This window comes from Caulobacter sp. DWR2-3-1b2, assembly GCF_049896345.1.
Classification (GTDB): domain Bacteria; phylum Pseudomonadota; class Alphaproteobacteria; order Caulobacterales; family Caulobacteraceae; genus Caulobacter.
In genome coordinates, this window is sequence record NZ_JAFCUC010000006.1 from 167,673 (window position 1) to 186,084 (window position 18,412).

Sequence of the window (18,412 nt, forward strand, 5' to 3'; positions counted from 1 at the left end):
GAGGCTTTCATGACCGACACGATCAAGCGCGGCGTCACCGTCGACCAAAAGCTGAAGGCCCACCGCTACCTGGCCAAGCTGACGCCCGCCCGCGCCGAGGCCGTGGCCGAAGCCGCCAAGGACCGCCTGGCCAAGCATCCGACCAGTCGCGATGAAGCCATCGACGCCGCCTATGCCGACCTGAGCGCCCGGTAGGCTCAAGCGCGTGACCGACGTCGTCTTGAACCCCGGCGAGGTCGCCCTCGCCGAGTGGAAGGCCGTCTATCGCGGGGCCGCCGCGCGGCTGCATCCGGGCGCGGCGCCGGTGATCGCGCGGAGCGCCGCCGCCGTCGAGCGGATCCTGGCCAAGGGCGAGCCGGTCTACGGCGTCAATACCGGCTTTGGGAAGCTGGCCAGCGTGCGGATCGGCGACGCTGATCTCGAGACCCTGCAGCGCAACATCGTGCTGTCCCACGCCGCCGGCACGGGCGCGCCCTCTCCGGTTCCGGTGGTCCGCCTGATGATGGCCCTGAAGCTGGCTAATCTCGCGCAAGGCGCCTCAGGCGTGCGGCCCGCGACGACCGACCTGCTGGAGGCCCTGCTGATCGAGGGCCTGACCCCCGTCGTGCCTTGCCAGGGTTCGGTCGGCGCCTCGGGTGACCTGGCGCCGCTGGCCCACATGGCCGCAGCCATGATCGGGGTCGGGGAGATCGTCGTGGGCGACCGCCGCCTGCCCGCCGCGCAGGCCCTGGCCCAAGCGGGGCTGACGCCCTTGACCCTGGGTCCCAAGGAGGGCCTGGCCCTGCTGAACGGCACCCAGTTCTCGACCGCCAACGCCCTGGCCGCTCTGTTCGACGCCGAGCGTCTGTACCAATCCGCCCTGGTCACCGGCGCCCTGTCGACCGAAGCCGCCAAGGGTTCGGACACCCCCTTCGACCCGCGCATTCACGCCCTGCGCCGCCAACCCGGACAGATCGAGACCGCCGCCGCCCTGCGCGACCTAATGGCCGGCTCGGCGATCCGCGATTCGCACCGCGAGGGCGACACCCGCGTGCAGGACCCCTACTGCCTGCGCTGCCAGCCGCAAGTGATGGGGGCGGCTTTGGACATCCTTCGCCAGGCCGCCGTGACCCTGGCCACCGAGGCCAACGGCGTGTCAGACAATCCGCTGATCTTTCCCGACACCGACGAGGCGCTGTCGGGCGGCAATTTCCATGCCGAGCCCGTGGCCTTCGCCGCCGACATCATCGCCCTGGCCGTCTGCGAGATCGGCTCGATCGCCGAGCGGCGCATCGCCATGCTGGTCGACCCCGCCTGCTCGGGCCTGCCCGCCTTCCTGACGCCCAAGCCGGGTTTGAATTCAGGCTTCATGATCCCGCAGGTCACGGCCGCCGCCTTGGTGTCGGAGAACAAGCAGAAGGCCTATCCGGCCAGCGTCGATTCGATCCCCACCTCGGCCAACCAGGAGGATCACGTCTCGATGGCCGCCCACGGCGCCCGGCGCGTCCTGGCCATGGTCGAGGCGGCCGAAGCCGTGATCGGCATCGAACTGCTGGCCGCCGTGCAAGGCTGCGACTTCCACGCGCCGCTGACCTCGAGCCCGGCGCTGGAAGCCGTCCGCGGTTTGTTGCGCGCCCAGGTGCCTTACCTGGACGACGATCGGCACTTCCACCCGGACATGGAGGCGGCCAACGCCCTGGTGCGGTCTGGAGCGCTGGTCGCGGCGGTGTCTGCGATCGGACTGCCGGGGGTAGGAGTCTAGAGCGCCAGATGTCTTCGGCGACTGGGTGTCATTCCCGACACTTCCGAAATCGAGACTGCAGTTTTTCTGAACCTGTCCGAGAATAACTCGCCCGCCCAATCGCGGATTGCCTAATATCCGGTAGGCTTACATAGCAAAGCTCGAGTAGATCGGACCAAGGACGCGACAAGCCGTCGCACTTGGTCGGCCACGTCTTCGCCTTATCTGGCCGTTAACCCCCGAGTGACCGACGCACCCCCGACTACACTGAGAGGCGATGAGATGCACGCAGCGACCGTGAAGACCCTTGCCCCCCTGGCGCGCGCCGCGTTGGGACTGGCCCTGGTCTTCGCGCCCATGGTCGTGGCGGCAATGGAAAATCCTCATGTCGCCCCGCGCGCTCAGGCTCCGGCGGTCGAGCGCCTGCTAGCCCAGTTGGCCGCCAAGCCCCCACTCCCTGTGCGCAAGGAACTGGTCTGGAGCGGGGCCGACATCGACGGTGACGGCGCGCCCGACTTCGCCAACCCGACCGGCGCGGCGCCCCGGGGGCACGACGAGTTCGGCGACGGCAATTTCGGAGCCCGCCGCGACGGCGGCTCGCGCGATCACGAGGGCGTCGACTATGTGGCGGTCGCGGGCCAGGCCGTGAAGGCGCCGATCTCGGGCTATGTCACCAAGATCGGCTATGCCTATGCCGGCTTCAGTGACCTGAAGTTCGTCGAGATCACTAATCCCGCCTTGGGCTATGTGGCCCGCGCCTTCTATGTGACGCCAGGCGTCGAGGTCGGCGAGACGGTGCGCCTGGGCCAGATCATCGGCCACGACCAGAGCCTGCAGAAGCATTATCCGGGGATCACCGACCATGTGCACCTGGAGGTCATGCAGCCGGGCGGCGAGCGGGTGAACGCCACGGCGCTGATCGTGCGCAAGCTGGTGACCGAGGCCTAAAGTCCTCCCCCCGTGGGGCCCCGTGGGGGAGGACTTGTTCTACTTCTTCCGAGTCACCATCACGGCCTGGCCGGCATAGGCGACCGTCGCGTCCACCGTGTCGAAGTCGACCGGCTCGCCGCCGCCGCCGATGAAGCGGACCTTGATCATGCGGTTGGCGAGCATGCCCTTGAACGTCCCCGCCCGCGCGCCGATCGTCAGGCGGCCCGACGCGTTGTCGTAGCGCATCGGGATGCGGCTAAAGGCCCCGCGCTCATAGCCGTTGCTGAGGCCGTCGTCCTCGTAGAGCTCATAGGTCCCGTCGGCGCCGGTATAGACCACCACGGTCAGCGGGGCGTCGGGCTGCTCGCCCACGTACTGTTGCACGACGGTGGTCGGCACGATCGAGCCGGCCTTCACGAACAGCGGCATGCGGTTGAGCGGCGCGTCGGCCTTGATCGTCTGGCCGCCCTTGAAGGCCTTGCCGGTCTCGAAGTCGAACCACGACGCGCCGGCCGGCAGGTAGACCTGGCGCGAACGGGCCTTGAACTCGGTGACCGGGGCGACCAGGAACGCCTTGCCGAACAGATACTCGTCATTGATGTCGCGCGCCGTCTTGTCGGCCGGGAAATCCATCACCAGGCCGCGCATCATGCTGCCATCGTGGTGGTAGGTGTCGGCCGCCAGGGTGTAGACATAGGGCATCAGCCGGTAGCGAAGCTCGTCGTACCAGGCCAGGCTCTTGTAGACGTCCGTGCCCTCGTCGGCGAGGTTGTAGATCTCGCGGAACGGGAATTCGCCGTGGCTGCGGAACAGCGGGCTGAAGGCCCCGAACTGGAACCAGCGCAGGTTCAGCTCCTGCCATTCGGCCCAGTGGGCGGGGTCCTTGTTGGTGTAGCGATCCTCGACCGAGAAGCCGCCGATGTCGGTGGTCCAATTGGGGATGCCCGACATCGACAGGTTCACGCCCGCCGAGATCTGGTCCTTGAAGTCGTCCCAGCGGGCGACCACGTCGCCGCTCCACAGGGCCACGCCGTTGCGCTGGATGCCGCCGAAGCCCGAGCGCGACAGGATGAAGCTGCGCTTGTCGGGGTTCAGTTCATGCTCGCCCTCGAACACGCCGCTGGTGTGGATCAGCGGGAACGAGTTGAAGAACTCCGCCCCAGGACCCATGGCCGTCGGCCCCATGCGCAGGGTGCGCTCGGGAATGTCGAGATTGGAGTGCATGTCCGGCTCGTCGCTGTCCATCCACCAGGCGTCGACGCCATAGACCTTCAGGCTGTCCTTGACCTGACGCCAGTAGATGTCGCGCGCCTCCTTGGAATAGGGGTCGTAGAACGAGTTCAGATAGCCCGGTCCCACCCAGTCGAGCGCGCCTTGCTCGATGTTGCGCTTGTACATCAAGCCCTTGGCGTCGAACTCCTTATAGTGATCCGTGGTCGGATAGAACTTGGCCCAGATCGAGATCATGAAGTGAGCATTGAGGTCGTGGACCTCGTCGATCATCGCCTTGGGATCGGGGAAGCGGGTCTCGTCGAACTTGTGGCTGCCCCAGCTGTCGTCCTTCCAGTAGCGCCAGTCCTCGACGATGTTGTCGAGCGGCAGCTTGCGGGACCGGTATTCCTTGACCACGCCCAGCAGTTGGTCGGCGGTCTCGTAGCGCTGGCGGCTCTGCCACAGGCCATAGGCCCAGCGTGGCATCATCACCGCGTCGCCGGTCAGGCCGCGATAGCCGCCGATCACCTGGTCCAGGTCGGTCCCGCCGACATAGTAGTAGTCGATGGCGTGGGCGACGTCGGAGGTGAAGGTCAGTGACTTCTGATCGGCGGCCGGGATCGGATTATTGTGCAGCAGGGCGATGTAGCCGTCGTTGGGCTCCCACTCGACGCGGATCTTGTGCTGAGTCCCGGGCGTCATGCTGGAGGTGAAGTTGTGGAACCAGGGGTTCCAGTTCTGGCGCCAGCGGTCGATCGTCAGCTTTCCGTCGACATAGACCTTGGCGTAGCTGCTGGAATAGAGCTTGAACTTCTGGACGCCGGCGACCGGGGCCTCGACCGAGCCTTCCCAGACCACCCGCGCGCCCTTCAGCGGCTTCTTGTCCGGACCGGTCAGTTCGGCCGGCCAGTTGGGCAGGTCCTTCAGATAGCGGTAGTTGATGTCGGCCTCCACGCGGGTGAACTTCAGCGCGTCGCCGACATAGTATTTGGCGGTGAAGCCGCCCGCCTTGCCGTCCGCGTCGAAGAGCTTCAGGTCGCGTGAGGCCAGGTCGTAGGGCGTCGGGTCGCCAAACCGGGTGATGCCGTTGTTTTCCCACAGCAGGCCGTAGTTGCGGGTCGACAACACGAAGGGCACCGCGATGTCGCGGTTGTACTGGGCCAGTTCGACGTCCTGGCCGTTATAGTTCATCTGGCCGTTCTGGTGCTGGCCCAGGCCGTAGAAGGCCTCGTCCGTATCCGGATTGAACTGTTGGCTAACGCCGTAGAAGGTCTTGCCGTCGATGGTCTCGGACTTGAACGACCGGCGGCCGTTCTCGCTGAGCACCAGCTTGCCGGCCTCGTCGCGGAAGCTGACCGCCCCGTCGGCCAGCGACACCTCGGCGCTCGCCTTGCCGGCCTTGACCACGACCTTGCCGCCAGCCTCGCTGACCGTGAAGGCGCCGCCGGGCTTGGCGGTGACCATCAGGCTGGCCGGCATATCCAGGCTGTCGGTGGGCGTGGCGGTGACGTGGATCACGCGCTCGCCCATCACCTGCAGCCGGACCTTCTTGGCGGGTCCCGAGGCGGGGGTGACGATCACGCCGTCAGCGGTCTTCTCGAAAGCCCCGTCCAGGGCGAAGGCGCTGGTCGAGGCCATCAGGGCCAGGGTCAAGCCGGCGACGAGGCCGGTGGATCTCACATGCATGCGCATCGGGTTCTCTTCCCCATCATTGGGTGTTGTTATCGGCGCCAGCCCTATTTCCGTCTCCCCGGCGAAGGCCGGGGCCCAGGTGAAACCCGCAAGAGGCTTCGGATGAATCTGGGTCCCGGCTTTCGCCGGGAAAACGGGTTCGGGATGGATGAAGGTTCGATCTAGTACGTGGCCAGCTTAACCTTCAGCACCTGCGGCGTGGTGGTCAGGTTGAGGCCGTAGTCGGTCTGGTCGCCATTCCACAGGCGATCGAAGACCCACTGGCCGTCCTCGAAATGGCCTTCCTCGACCCGCGCCATCAGGAACCGTTCGCCCTTGACCGAACCGAAGCTGACGCGAGCGCGATAGCCGGTGATCAGAAATTCGTTGGGCGACAGCTGAGCGATCAGGGCGCCGCCGTCGGGCACCTCGCGACCGGGCTGCTTTTCGGCCTTGCCCATCCAGGGCTGGTCGATCGAGCCGAACTGCCATTCGCCGTAGGACAGCGTCGCCGTCCAGCGGTCGCCCAATTTCAGGGTCTCGGCCTTGCGGTCGTCGGCCTCGCCAGCGCCCCAGACATTGCCCTCATAGGCCAGCCTGGCCCATTCGCGCGCCATAGGGGCCAACAGGCGGTAGTGGACCGCGAAATTCTCCAGCGCCTGGGCGTCCACCGTCTTGGCGCCCAGCGGGTAGTTGGAATAGCCGGTCTGATCCAGGCCAAATGGCGAGAAGCCGATCCCGTGGCGGCCCAGCACGTCATAGAGGTGGCGCGCATAGCCCTTGTCGCTGCCGATCTCTGCGACGAACAGCGGATTGTCGGGGCGGTCGTACTGCTCCAGCGTTTTGCGAACATTGTCGCTCTCCCGCATGTAGATGTCCGGCGCAATGGCGTCGATCGACGGGGCCGCCGCCTTCCAGACCTCGAGCACATTCCAGGTCGGCCCGCCCGACGAGTAGGTGTAGGGGTCCTGATACTTGAATGGGTCGCGCAGGGCGGCGTTGACATACATCGGCAGCGGCAGCTCGCGCTTGCCGGCGGCGGCGATCTCATTGACGTAGCGGCCGATCGACCAGGCGTAGAAATATTCGTCGGCGTCCTTGCCGAACACCTGGCTCCAGGTTCCAGGCGTCTTGCCCATGGCCTTGACCAGCTGGGCCGGCACAGGACCCGCGAACAACTTTTGGGCGGTAGGGGAATAGTCGCGCACGGCGCTGTAGGCGCCGGTCTCGTTCTCTGGCTGGATCAGGATCACCGTGTGATCCGGATCGGCGGCCTTCAAATGGCGCATCAACTGCACAAAGGCCTTCTTGTCGGCCTCCAGCGTGGCGGGGAAGTGCGGCGACAGCGAGTTGCGGGTCTCGCCCTTGGCGGTGATCACCCGCGGAAAGCGGTTGTTGTCCAGCTTGACCCATTCGGGGGCGTAACTTGGACCATTATTCTTCCACGTCCCGAACCACAGCAGGACCAGCTTCACGTCGTTGTCGCGGGCCTGCCTGAGCAGCACGTCGACGAACGAGAAGTCGAACCGCCCCTCGACCGGCTCGATCTGCTCCCAGGCGATCGGCACTTCCAGGGTGTTGACATGCATCGCCTTGGCGGCCGGCCAGACCTTGGGCAACTGCGAAGGGTAGTTGCTGGAGTTGTTGACTTGCAGGCCCAGCATCAGGAACGGCGCGCCATCCACCAGCAGGGCGTGACGACCATCCTTGGCGACAAATTTGGGGATCGAGGCCTCGGCCGCAATCGCTGGAGCGGCGCTCGCGGCTGCCAGCGCGATAAGCGATACGAGGGCGTGCGAAAGGGCTGGACCGAACGGGATCTTGGCCTTGTTCGCGATGGTCCTGTGGGGTCGCATTCTGTCCCCTCCCCTATTGGCCGTCGTCGCACGAAGATCGCCGCGACAGCTCGTTACCGCTACCATATGTATAATACGACAAATAGCCGAGGCTGCCAGCTTTGCAAGGCGATATGCGCCTTCATCCAGTGCCGCTCTCATCAAGCTGATGAGGCCTCCGGGCGTCATCAAGCCTGGCAGTTGCGCGCGATGAAGTCCGACTGGCTTGGCATGGCGTCCACCGTCTGGCGGACCAAGCCTCGGATACGCTCGAAATGGCCGCGCAAGGCTCCCTCGTCGATCAGATCGACCATCGGATCGTGCGATCGAGGCTCGACCCCCAGCCCCAGATACATGGCGATCCAGCTGGGTTCGGAGAACGACTCCGGATCGTGGATCGACACGCGGCCGCTACTCCGGAACAGCTCGATCTGATGAGCCAGGCGATCAGGAATCGGCATGTCGCGGCAATAGCGCCAGAACTCGGAATCGTCGCGAGTGGTGGCCTTGTAGTGCAAGATGAGGAAGTCGCGGACGCTCTCGAATTGAGTGTCCATCCGGCGATTATATTCGTCAGCCAGGCTGGGGTCGAAGTCGCGGTCGGGGAACAGCTCGATCAGCCGACCCACGCCGTTTTCGATCAGCTGGATACTGGTTGATTCGAGCGGTTCCAGGAAGCCGCCGGCCAAGCCAAGGGCAATGCAGTTGCGGTTCCAGGCCCTGCGCCGGCGCCCCGTGGTGAAGCGCAGCGGACGCGGGTCGTCCAGGGGCTTGCCGTCCAGATTGGCCATCAAAACGCGGGCGGCCTCGTCGCGCTCGATGAAGCCGTCGCAGAACACATGGCCGTTGCCGATCCGGTGCTGCAGCGGGATGCGCCATTGCCAGCCCGCCGAGCGGGCCGTCGAACGCGTATAAGGCGTCAATGGTGCGACGCTTTCGCAGGGCACGGCCCAAGCGCTGTTGCAGGGCAGCCAGCGCGACCAGTCCTCGTAGCCGGTCTTCAGCGCCTGCTCGATCAGCAGCCCGCGAAAGCCTGAACAGTCCAGGAAGAGATCGCCCTCGACCTCGGTCCCATTGGCCAGCACCAGGCGCTCAATGAAGCCGTCCTCCCCGCGCAGCTTCACATCGACGATCTTGCCCTCTGTGCGCTTTACCCCCCGCGTCTCGGCATAGTCGCGCAGGTAGCGGGCATAGAGCGAGGCGTCGAAGTGGAAGGCGTAGGAATAGGCGTTGAATACCGACGGCGCGTCTCCCACCGGCGGCGTGAACCGGTCGACGGCCGCCGCGCTGGCCGACACCGAGCAGGCGTCAATCGGCGTCATGTCGCCCAGGGCCCGCAGTCTTAGCCAGTGATGGTGTGGCGAACGGTTCTCGATCCGCGGACCGTAATCGCCAAAACCATGGAAGAACTTGGACCCCACGCGGCCCCAGTCGCGGAACTCGATGCCGAGCTTGAAGGTCGCCTGGGTCTTGCGAATGAAATCGACCCCGTCCAGCTCCAGGGCGCGATTGTAGAAGCGAATGGTGGGCAGGGTGGCCTCGCCGACCCCCACCGTGCCGATTTCCTCGGACTCGATTAATTCGATCTCGCACCGCCCGCCCAGCATCTTGGCGAGCGGAGCGGCGGCCATCCAGCCGGCGGTCCCGCCGCCGACGATGACGATCTTGCGGATGGCCTTGTCGGACACCTCTGTTCCCTCCCAGGACGCTCAGGTTCGGGCCGGCGCCACGACGCGCGCCTGACCCGGTCGCTAGAGCATTTTTCGAGCGAAGTGGTTCCGGTTCGCGTGAAGAAAAATGCCTCAAAACAAACGATTAGAGCTCACGGCCTGACGCAGTCAGGTCGGGAAATGCTCTAGACAGCACGAAACCCGCGCTCGGTGGAGCGCGGGTCCGTGTGGATCACGTCATTTCTAGAACGTCGCGCGGATCTGCGCGGTGTAGCGCGGGCCGCTGGCGAACCAGGCCCGGCCCATCGTGCCGACGTGCTGTTGCATCAGCTGCTTGTAAACCGAGTCCGTCAGGTTCTGAGCTTCCAGGCCGATCGTGACCTTCTCATTGATCTTGTAGAAGATCGAACCGTCCAGCTGACCGTAGTCGTCGGCCCAGGTCGGCAGGCCCCAGGCGATGCTCTGGCTCTGGCCGTTTGCGCCGCCATCTGTGCCTTGCGTGCCATTGACGTTGACAGCCTGCAGGTACTTGGACCGCCAATTGTAGGCCAGGCGCGCCGAGACCGGACCCTTGTCGTAGAGAAGCGCCAAGTTGTAGCTATTCTTCGACAGGTTGGCCAAGGGCAGGTTGCCGAAGGTCCGACCATCAGTGTCGCAGCCGTTGAGGTTCAGGTTGAGATTTGTCGCGCCGCCGCTGCTATCGGTGCACAGCGCCGAGTTGACTGGAGTGTAGAGGTGCTGACGGCTGTCGACATAGGTGTAGTTGGCCTGCACGCCGAAGCCCGAAAGCAAGCCCGGCAGGAAGTCGAAATACTGCTGGTAGGCCACCTCGAATCCGCGCGCTAGACCGCGCGCGCCGTTGACTGGCGACGTGGTGGTGAAGTTGTAGACTGTGCCCGTGGTGTCCTTGGCCTGGATCGTCGAAACCTGGTTGATCACCACGTCCGACAGATGCTTGTAGAACGCCGCGAAGGTCAGCGAACCGGCCGGCGCGAAGTACCATTCGGCCGACAGGTCATACTGATCCGACTTGGTCGGGGTCAGGTAGGGGTTGCCGCTGGCCGTGCCGGTGAGGCTGGTGCCGGTGATGACCGTTCCCGAGGTCACATAGGTCGGCGACAAGCTGGTGTAGGCCTGGAGCTGGCTGAAGTCGGGCCGGGCGATCGCCTTGGCCATGGCCAGGCGGACCTGGAACTCTGGCGTAACTTTCATCCGAAGGTTCAGGCTGGGCAGGTAGTCGGTGTAGTCGTTCTGGAAGGCCTGCTTTACCGTGCTGGCCGTGAAGACCGGAACCGGCGTCGGCGAGGTGTTCTGGCCGATGTTCGACGCCGCCAGGGCGATCACCCCGCGCGCGTGCAGCACCGTCTTGACCGCCCGGATACCGACATTGCCGTCGATCGGATACTTCAAGTCATCGAAACCGAACCGCAGCTGGCTGTAGACCGCATAGGACTTTTCGTCCTGGCTGTTGCGGTAGGCGTCGTTGCCAAAGGAACTGGGCGCCCAGACGTCGCATGAGCCCCAACCCTGGGCCGCCACCTGCTCGGCGCACAGGATGTCATGATACTTGTGAAGCGCCACGTAGCTTGCCGGGAAACCGAGAGCCAGCGAGGCGTCCGGGAAAATCACCGCGGCCGGCGTGTCAGCCTGGCCGTTGAAGAAGTTGCTGAAGCTGTGCAGCGTGGTCGCCGCCTGGAAGCGCGGATCGCTCAGCTTGGCCAGCCCCGAAATGTTCCACCCGACCTGCCAGGGCTGGCTGACGGCCGACCAGTTGTAGGGCGCCTGGTCGTTGAGGGAGTCCCGGTCGCTGAAGCGCGCGCCGACCCGTAGCGAACGGAAGATGCTGCTGTCGAAACGGTAGTCGGCGTCGGTTCGCCAGGCCCATTCGTGGGCCAGGCTCTTGTCCTGGTGGTCCATCGTGAACCCCCAGTAATAGTTGTTCTTGTCGGCCAGATAGGCGGCGTTGGCCGTCACCGTCGGGACCTTGCCCGTCAGGTCGATCTGTTCCGACGGCACGAGCAAGCCAGTCGCCACGGTGGAGTCAAAGCCGTCGGTCGTGGCGCGGACATATTGCAGGTCCGAGGTAATGGTCAGGCGGTCGGTGGCTTCCCACTTGATCTTGTAGGCCGTGTCGGCGGTCACCGACTTGCGGTTGGCGGCCCGGACGTCGTCGTTGAAATTAATGCCTTTGTCGGTCGGATCCGTGAGCGTCCCCGACTGCAGCACTCCTCTATCGTTGAACTTCAGGTTCGAGCCCTGGATGTTCCAGACATTGGCCTGCGAGAAGATCGCGTACTCGCTCCAGTCCATCTTGTACTGGCTGCGGAAGTAGGTGAGCGACATCTCGATTTTGTCGGTCGGCCGCCATTGCAGGGCGCCGTAGGCGCCGAAGCGCTTGCGATCGAACTCCAGCGTGCGCCAGTTGACGCCCTTCGGGATCCAGACCTTCTGCGCCGCCGCAAACTGGGTCGCGGTCGGGTTCACCAGCAGGGTCGTGCCATCATAGGCGCGCTGGTAGTAGGGCTCGACCTGGATGCCGTCGGTCCGCGTCTTGCTTTCTGAATAGGCCAGATCGACCAGGGCGCCGAATTCGCCGATATTGGTGTCCCAGCGGTCGCTGAGCAGGATCGAGCCCGACGGGGTCGCCTTGCCCTTGGTCAGTTCACCATAGCTGCCCTGGGCCGAGACCGAAGCCTTGAAACCCTTCTGGTCGAACGGCATCTGGGTGCGCAGGTTGACCAGGCCGCCGACGGCGCCTTCGATCTGCTCGGCCGAGGGGTTCTTGTAGATATCGACGCCGGCCATCAACTCGGGCGGGACGTCCTCGAAGCTCAGGCTACGGCCGCCGTTGGCGGTGAAGCTGTCGCGACCGTTCAGTTCTGAGCGCACATAGGTCAGGCCGCGAATGTTCACACCGCTGCCCTCGACCGAATAGTGCTCGGGATCGCCGCGCGACATCGTGTGGTCGATGGTGACGCCGACGACGCGTTGCAGCGCCTCGGTGACCGACCGGTCGGGCAGCTTGCCAATATCGTCGGCGACGATGGAATCGACCACCTCGTCGGCGTTCTGCTTCAGCTTCTGAGCCGATTGCAGGGCCGCCCGCTGGCCGGTGACGACGACTTCCTCGACCGTGTCGGTGGTCGCCGGGGCGGTTTGAGCGAACGCCACGACTGGCGCGGCGGCGCAGAGCACAAGCGCTGAGGCGCCCATGAGCATCAGATTGCGATGAGACAGATTGCGACGTGGCATTCCCGTTTCCTTCCCCCAGAGAGATCCGTCCTGGCGCTCTTAAGGCGCCAGTGACGTGCGTCGCGCTCGGCGATCACACGATCTGGAGCGGACCTTTAGTCATATAAGTGATACTTTCAAGCGGGAATTGATAGCGCTATCATTTTGCATTGAAAGGCGCGACTTTAGCGCCACGCCCGCCAAATCCCTCCTGAAACAGGGGAGTTTGCCACCATCGTTATTATACTATAAATGACGAGGATCGGGCGCTTATCGTTGCCCGGGGGCGTCAGGGAAGAACATGAGTCAAGGAAACGGAAGCGGTCGCTTCCGCAGCAGCGCCAGCTATGGAAAGCTGGATCGCGACGGTTTCATCCATCGCAGCTGGATGAAGAGCCAGGGCCTTCCGGACGATGTGTTCGACGGCCGGCCAGTGATCGGCATCTGCAATACCTGGTCCGAAATCACGCCTTGCAACGCGGGCCTGCGCGACATCGCCGAGCATGTGAAGCGTGGCGTCTGGGAGGCTGGCGGCCTGCCGCTGGAGTTTCCGGCCATGTCGCTGGGCGAGACCCAGATGCGGCCGACCGCCATGCTGTTTCGCAACCTGCTGGCCATGGATGTCGAGGAGTCGATCCGCGGCAATCCCATCGACGGCGTCGTGCTGCTGGGCGGCTGCGACAAGACCACGCCGGGCCAGATGATGGGCGCGGCCAGCGTCGATCTGCCGACCATCGTGATCAGCTCGGGCCCAATGCTGAACGGCAAGTTCCGCGGCAAGGACATCGGCTCGGGCACCGACGTCTGGAAGTTCTCCGAGGCCGTCCGGGCCGGCGAGATGACCCTGCCGGACTTCATGTCGGCCGAGAGCGGCATGAGCCGCTCGCCTGGCACCTGCATGACCATGGGCACCGCCTCGACCATGGCCTCGATCGTCGAGGCCATGGGCATGAGCCTGCCGTACAACGCGACCATTCCGGCCGTCGACGCCCGCCGCGCGGCGATGTCGCACGAGACCGGCCGGGCCATCGTCCGCATGGTGCATGACGGGCGGACCATGTCTCAGGTCTGCACGCGCGCCGCGTTCGAGAACGCTCTGCGCGTCCACGCGGCGATCGGCGGCTCGACCAATGCGGTCATCCATCTGCTGGCCCTGGCGGGTCGGTTGGGTGTCGAACTGAGCCTGGAGGACTTCGATCATCTGTCGCGCGACGTGCCGCTGCTGGTCGACCTGCAGCCCTCGGGCCGCTTCCTGATGGAAGACCTGCACTATGCCGGCGGGGTGCCGGCGGTGATGAAGCAACTCCAACCGCTCCTGGACCCCACCGCCCTGACCGTGACCGGCGCGCCGATCGGCGCTCAGTACGAAAAGGCCGAGGTCTATAATGGCGAGGTCATTCGCGGCGTCGAGCACCCCGTGAAGCCCGACAGCGGCATCTGGGTGCTGCGCGGCAACCTGGCCCCCGGCGGGGCGGTGATGAAGCCCAGCGCAGCCAGCCCCGAACTGCTCACCCATCGCGGCAAGGCCGTGGTGTTCGAGACCATCGAGGACTTCAAGGCCCGCATCGACGATCCGGCCCTGGATGTCGACGCCAGCTCGATCCTGGTGCTCAAGGGCTGCGGGCCCAAGGGCTATCCGGGCATGCCCGAAGTGGGCAACATGCCGCTGCCGACCAAGCTGCTGGAACAGGGCGTAAAGGACATGGTGCGCATCAGCGACGCCCGGATGAGCGGCACAGCCTTTGGCACCGTCATTCTGCATGTCTCGCCCGAGGCCGAGGCCGGCGGCCCGCTGGCGGTCGTCCGGACTGGGGACGAGATCCAGCTTGATGGCCCCGCTCGGTCACTGAACCTGCTGATCTCCGACGAGGATATGGCCGCGCGCCTGGTGGTGTGGCGCGCCAATCCGCCACCACCCAAGGCGACGCGCGGCTACGCCAAGCTGTACATCGACCACGTGCTAGGCGCCGACAAAGGCGCGGATCTCGACTTCCTCGTGGGATCTAGTGGGTCGGTCGTCACCCGCGAGTCGCATTGAGATGAACCCCATGGACAGCTCGGTCACGATCTTTGGCGACTGGGGCACCTCGCGCCTGCGGCTCTTCCTGCGGCAGGGCAAGATGGTGCTCGATCGGCGAGATGGGCCGGGCATCGGGTCCCTGTCCAAGTCGCCGTGCGAGACTTTCCTCGAGCTGGTGGGCGACTGGCGCGAAGCCGGCCCCTCCCAGGCCCTGCTGTGCGGCATGGTCGGCTCGCGCAACGGCTGGGTCGAGGCGCCCTACGCCGCCTGCCCGGCCAGCGCCGCAGACATCCGCGATCGCCTGATCCAGATCGACGCGGACGGCCTGCCGGTCGCCATCGTGCCAGGCCTGTCGTGCCGCAACGCCCTGGGCGGACCGGATGTGATGCGCGGCGAGGAGACCCAGATCCTCGGCGCCCTGGCCCTGAACGCCGACCTCGCCAAGGGTCGTCACCTGCTGGCCCTGCCCGGCACCCACACCAAATGGGTCGTGGTCGACGACGGGGCGATCACATCGTTCCTCACTGCGCCGGTCGGCGAGATCTACGCCTTGCTACGGGAACACTCGATCCTGGCCAAGGCGGCGCCTGGCGACGCCGAATCGGCCGAGGGCCTGGCCGCCGGTTTCACGCGCGGCGTGGCCCGGATCGTCGAACACGGTCCTGGCGCCCTGCCCCATCTGATTTTCGAGACCCGCAGCCGACAACTTCTCGACGGCCTGGCCAAGGACGAGGCCATGGGCTTCCTGTCGGGCCTGTTGATAGGCGCTGATACCGCAACCACCTCAAGCTGGTTTGGGAAATTGGGCCAGGTGTCGTTGATCGGAGCCCCGGCCCTGAGCGTCCTCTATGCCGAAGCCATCACCGCCCATGGCGGCGCCAGCGTACCCGTGGATGGCGACTCGGCTGTCCTGGCCGGATTGACAACGTTGTCGTCAGCCCAGAACAGTGGAGTTCATGTCCTTGCCTAGCTCGCCCGACGCCAAGACCCCGCCGATCGTCGCGATCCTTCGCGGCGTCAAGCCCGAGGAGATTCTCGACGTCGCCGCCGCCCTGGTCGAGGCCGGGATCGGCGCGATCGAAGTGCCGATGAACTCGCCCGATCCGCTGGTCAGCATCGGCAAGCTATGCGCCGCCTTCGGCGACCAGGCGCTGTGCGGCGCGGGCACCGTGCTGTCGCCTGACGTCGTCGATCAGGTTGCCGGCGTCGGTGGCAAGCTGATTGTCACGCCCAACACCGACCCTGCCGTCATCCGCCACGCCGTCGGCCTGGGCCTGACCGTGATGCCCGGCTTCGCCACGCCCAGCGAAGCCTTCGCCGCCGTCAAGGCCGGCGCGCGCTCGCTGAAACTTTTCCCGGCCGGCACCTTCGGCCCGGGCCACATCAAGGCGGTGCGCGACGTGCTGCCCAAGGACGTCAGCGTCTACGCCGTCGGCGGCGTCGGCGCGGCCAATCTGAAACCCTGGATCGAGGCTGGCGTGTCGGGCATCGGCGTCGGCGGCGAACTCTATCGACCGGGCTACTCGGCCCAGGACGTCAGCCAGAGGGCCAAGGCCCTGGTCGCCGCCTGGACCGCCGAGTTCCCGAGCTAAGCGCAACACCAAAACGAGAATACGGCCCTAGGGGGGACCTCAGTGAAAACCATCGATTTCGTCATCCTGGCGATCTACGCCGTCGCCATCTTCGGCCTGGCCCAGTGGGTTTCCCGCGACAAGGGCGGCCACAAGAAGGACTCCACCGACTACTTCCTGGCGGGCAAGGCCTTGCCTTGGTGGGCCATCGGCGCGTCGCTGATCGCCGCCAACATCTCGGCCGAGCAGATCATCGGGATGAGCGGCTCGGGCTACGCCCTGGGCCTGGCCATCGCCTCCTACGAGTGGATGGCGGCCCTGACCCTGCTGATCGTCGGCAAATTCTTTCTGCCGATCTTCCTGAAGAACAACATCAGCACCATGCCGCAGTTCCTGGAACAGCGGTACGGACCCAGCGTCCGCAACGTGATGGCGGTGTTCTGGCTGATCCTCTACGTCTTCGTGAACCTGACCTCGATCCTGTGGCTGGGCTCAATCGCCATCCACACCGTGGCCGGCATCGACCAGATGCTCGCCTTGGTGATCATCGGCGTCTTCGCACTGGCCTATCAGCTGTGGGGCGGCCTGAAGGCCGTGGCCCTGACCGATATCGTCCAAGTGGCCCTGCTGATCACCGGCGGCCTGATCATCGTCTACCTGTCGCTCGACAAGATCGGCGCGGGCCAGGGCGTCGTCGCCGGCTTCAACCATCTGACGACCCAATTCCCCGAAAAGTTCGACATGATCCTTTCGAAGGACAACCCGCACTACAAGGATCTGCCGGGCCTCAGCGTGCTGTTCGGCGGCCTGTGGGTGATGAACGTCTCGTACTGGGGCTTCAACCAATACATCATCCAGCGCGCCCTCGGCGCCAAGAACATCGCCGAAGCCCAGAAGGGCATTGCCTTGGCGGCCTATCTCAAGCTGTTGATGCCGGTGATCGTCGTGCTGCCGGGCATCGCGGCCTTGATCCTGGTGCCCGGCCTGGCCAAGCCCGACCAAGCCTATCCCGAGATGATGAAGCTGCTGCCGCCCGGCGTGCTGGGCCTGGTGTTCGCCGCCCTCGTGGCCGCGATCGTCGCGTCGCTGGCCGCCAAGATCAACTCGATCGCCACCATCTTCACCTTGGACATCTACGCCAAGGTCAAGACCGGCTCAAGCGAAGGCCACCTCGTCACCGTCGGCCGCATCACCGCCGTCATCGCTGTGATCATCGGCATCATCATGGCCAAGCCGCTGCTGGGCAAGGCCGAGCAGGCCTTCCAGTTCATCCAGGATTTCACCGGCTTCTTCACCCCGGGCATCGTGGTGATCTTCATGCTGGGCCTGTTCTGGAAGCGCGCCACCACCGCTTCGGCCCTGGTGGCCGCAATCGGCGGTGCGGCCCTGTCAGGCGCCTTCTTCGTCGCCGACAAGATGGGCGTGTTCGTGATCCCGTTCATGAACCGCGTCGGCCTGGTGTTCCTGTTGACCCTGGCCGCGGCGATCGTCGTCTCACTGGTCGCGCCACAAAAGAAGGCCGTCAATATCGTGAGCCTGGAGGGGGTCAGCTACAAGACCACCACCGGCTTCAACATCGCCGGCCTCGGCGTGATCCTGATCCTGATAGCGCTCTACGCCATCTGGTGGTGATCATGCGGACGTCGCTGTAGCAATGATCGCTCAAGCCTGAACCTCAAACCCCGTCACGGTTCGCCGTGACGGGGCGTCGTCAGATATGTTTGTTCCGGGCGCCGACGAAGCACGCTACACAAGGTCAGACCTTTCGAAGATTCGTGCTTCGAGAGGGGTTTGAGGGGAAAGTGAACTTGGCGATCCGTACGCAGCCGGGCCTGAGCCTGACCTATGGCCTCGTCGAAGCGCTGGGCCAATCGATCGTCACCGGCGAATATGTCGAGATCGGCTTCCCGACCGAGGGCGAGTTGTCCAAGCAGTTCGGAGCCAGCCGCACGGTTACCCGCGAGGCGGTCAAAATGCTGACCGCCAAGGGCCTGCTCAGCGCCCGCCCTCGCCACGGCACCGTGGTCGAGCCAGAGAACGAGTGGAACCTGCTGGATCCCGACGTCCTGCGCTGGCTGCTGGAACGCAAGTTCAGCCTTCGCCTGCTGGCCGAGTTCACCGAGATGCGGCTGGGCATCGAGCCCGCCGCCGCCGCCCTGGCCGCCCGCAACGCCGACAAGGCGGGGCTGGACGGTATCCGCAAGGCGCTGGAACGGATGAAGGCCGCCGCCGAGGGCGAGGACGATCCGCTGTCGGCCGACATCGCCTTTCACGTGGCAATCCTCAACGCCACCAAGAACCCGTTCTATCGCGACCTTTATGAGCTGGTGAACACCGCCCTGCGGATCTCGATCCGCTTCACCAACCGCATCAAGGGCCGCACCGCTTCGATCCCGTCGCACGAGGATGTGGCCACCGCGATCATCGCCCGCGACGCGGTCGCCGCCCAGAGCGCCATGCAGATCATCATCGTCGACGTGCTGGAACTGATCCGCGCCGCCTCGCCCGGCACTGAATCCGAAGCCGCCCGCCGCGACGCCTGAACGGGCGGT

12 protein-coding genes are annotated in these 18,412 nt (G+C 65.2%); 8 read left to right on the forward strand and 4 right to left on the reverse strand.

Annotated features, from left to right (window positions below; translation table 11 throughout):
• Positions 1-9 precede the first annotated feature (9 nt).
• From ACP694_RS16345 to ACP694_RS16355, 3 genes are all read left to right on the forward strand, one after another.
• Positions 10-195: a hypothetical protein gene (locus tag ACP694_RS16345; protein WP_426014092.1), complete on the forward strand. Its 186-nt coding sequence runs from the start codon at positions 10-12 to the stop codon at positions 193-195.
• Positions 196-205: 10 nt separating this feature from the next.
• On the forward strand, positions 206-1,741 hold the full coding sequence (hutH, locus tag ACP694_RS16350; protein ID WP_426014094.1) for a histidine ammonia-lyase: 1,536 nt from the start codon (positions 206-208) through the stop codon (positions 1,739-1,741).
• A gap of 261 nt (positions 1,742-2,002) precedes the next feature.
• Positions 2,003-2,668, forward strand: coding sequence for a M23 family metallopeptidase (locus ACP694_RS16355; RefSeq protein ID WP_426014095.1), 666 nt, complete (start codon positions 2,003-2,005; stop codon positions 2,666-2,668).
• Positions 2,669-2,707: 39 nt separating this feature from the next.
• Here the strand turns inward: ACP694_RS16355 and ACP694_RS16360 are convergent, their stop codons facing one another.
• The 4 genes from ACP694_RS16360 to ACP694_RS16375 all read right to left on the reverse strand — a co-directional run bounded on the left by ACP694_RS16360 (position 2,708) and on the right by ACP694_RS16375 (position 12,290).
• Positions 2,708-5,554, reverse strand: coding sequence for a TIM-barrel domain-containing protein (locus ACP694_RS16360; RefSeq protein WP_426014097.1), 2,847 nt, complete (start codon positions 5,552-5,554; stop codon positions 2,708-2,710).
• A 161-nt stretch (positions 5,555-5,715) separates the two neighbouring features.
• Positions 5,716-7,389 carry a DUF5597 domain-containing protein gene (locus tag ACP694_RS16365; RefSeq protein WP_426014099.1) on the reverse strand — a complete coding sequence of 558 codons (1,674 nt, stop codon included), beginning with the start codon at positions 7,387-7,389 and terminating at the stop codon, positions 5,716-5,718.
• Between the two features lie 167 nt (positions 7,390-7,556).
• Positions 7,557-9,056, reverse strand: a complete 1,500-nt coding sequence (locus ACP694_RS16370; RefSeq protein ID WP_426014101.1) for a tryptophan halogenase family protein — start codon at positions 9,054-9,056, stop codon at positions 7,557-7,559.
• Between the two features lie 225 nt (positions 9,057-9,281).
• The gene (locus ACP694_RS16375) at positions 9,282-12,290 is read right to left on the reverse strand and encodes a TonB-dependent receptor (RefSeq protein ID WP_426014103.1); all 3,009 of its coding nucleotides are present in this window, start codon (positions 12,288-12,290) and stop codon (positions 9,282-9,284) included.
• Positions 12,291-12,570: 280 nt separating this feature from the next.
• On the opposite strand from ACP694_RS16375, the gene ACP694_RS16380 reads away from it, so the two are divergent.
• The 5 genes from ACP694_RS16380 to ACP694_RS16400 all read left to right on the forward strand — a co-directional run bounded on the left by ACP694_RS16380 (position 12,571) and on the right by ACP694_RS16400 (position 18,403).
• A complete protein-coding gene (locus tag ACP694_RS16380) occupies positions 12,571-14,307 on the forward strand; it encodes an IlvD/Edd family dehydratase (protein WP_426014105.1) in 1,737 nt (578 codons plus the stop codon).
• A gap of 10 nt (positions 14,308-14,317) precedes the next feature.
• A complete protein-coding gene (locus ACP694_RS16385) occupies positions 14,318-15,259 on the forward strand; it encodes a 2-dehydro-3-deoxygalactonokinase (RefSeq protein WP_426014107.1) in 942 nt (313 codons plus the stop codon).
• On the forward strand, positions 15,246-15,881 hold the full coding sequence (locus ACP694_RS16390) for a 2-dehydro-3-deoxy-6-phosphogalactonate aldolase (RefSeq protein ID WP_426014109.1): 636 nt from the start codon (positions 15,246-15,248) through the stop codon (positions 15,879-15,881). The genes ACP694_RS16385 and ACP694_RS16390 overlap by 14 nt, the downstream gene beginning before the upstream one ends.
• Positions 15,882-15,923: 42 nt before the next feature.
• The gene (locus tag ACP694_RS16395) at positions 15,924-17,492 is read left to right on the forward strand and encodes a sodium/sugar symporter (protein WP_426014110.1); all 1,569 of its coding nucleotides are present in this window, start codon (positions 15,924-15,926) and stop codon (positions 17,490-17,492) included.
• A gap of 182 nt (positions 17,493-17,674) precedes the next feature.
• Positions 17,675-18,403, forward strand: coding sequence for a FadR/GntR family transcriptional regulator (locus ACP694_RS16400; protein ID WP_426014240.1), 729 nt, complete (start codon positions 17,675-17,677; stop codon positions 18,401-18,403).
• The last annotated feature ends 9 nt before the right edge of the window (positions 18,404-18,412 follow it).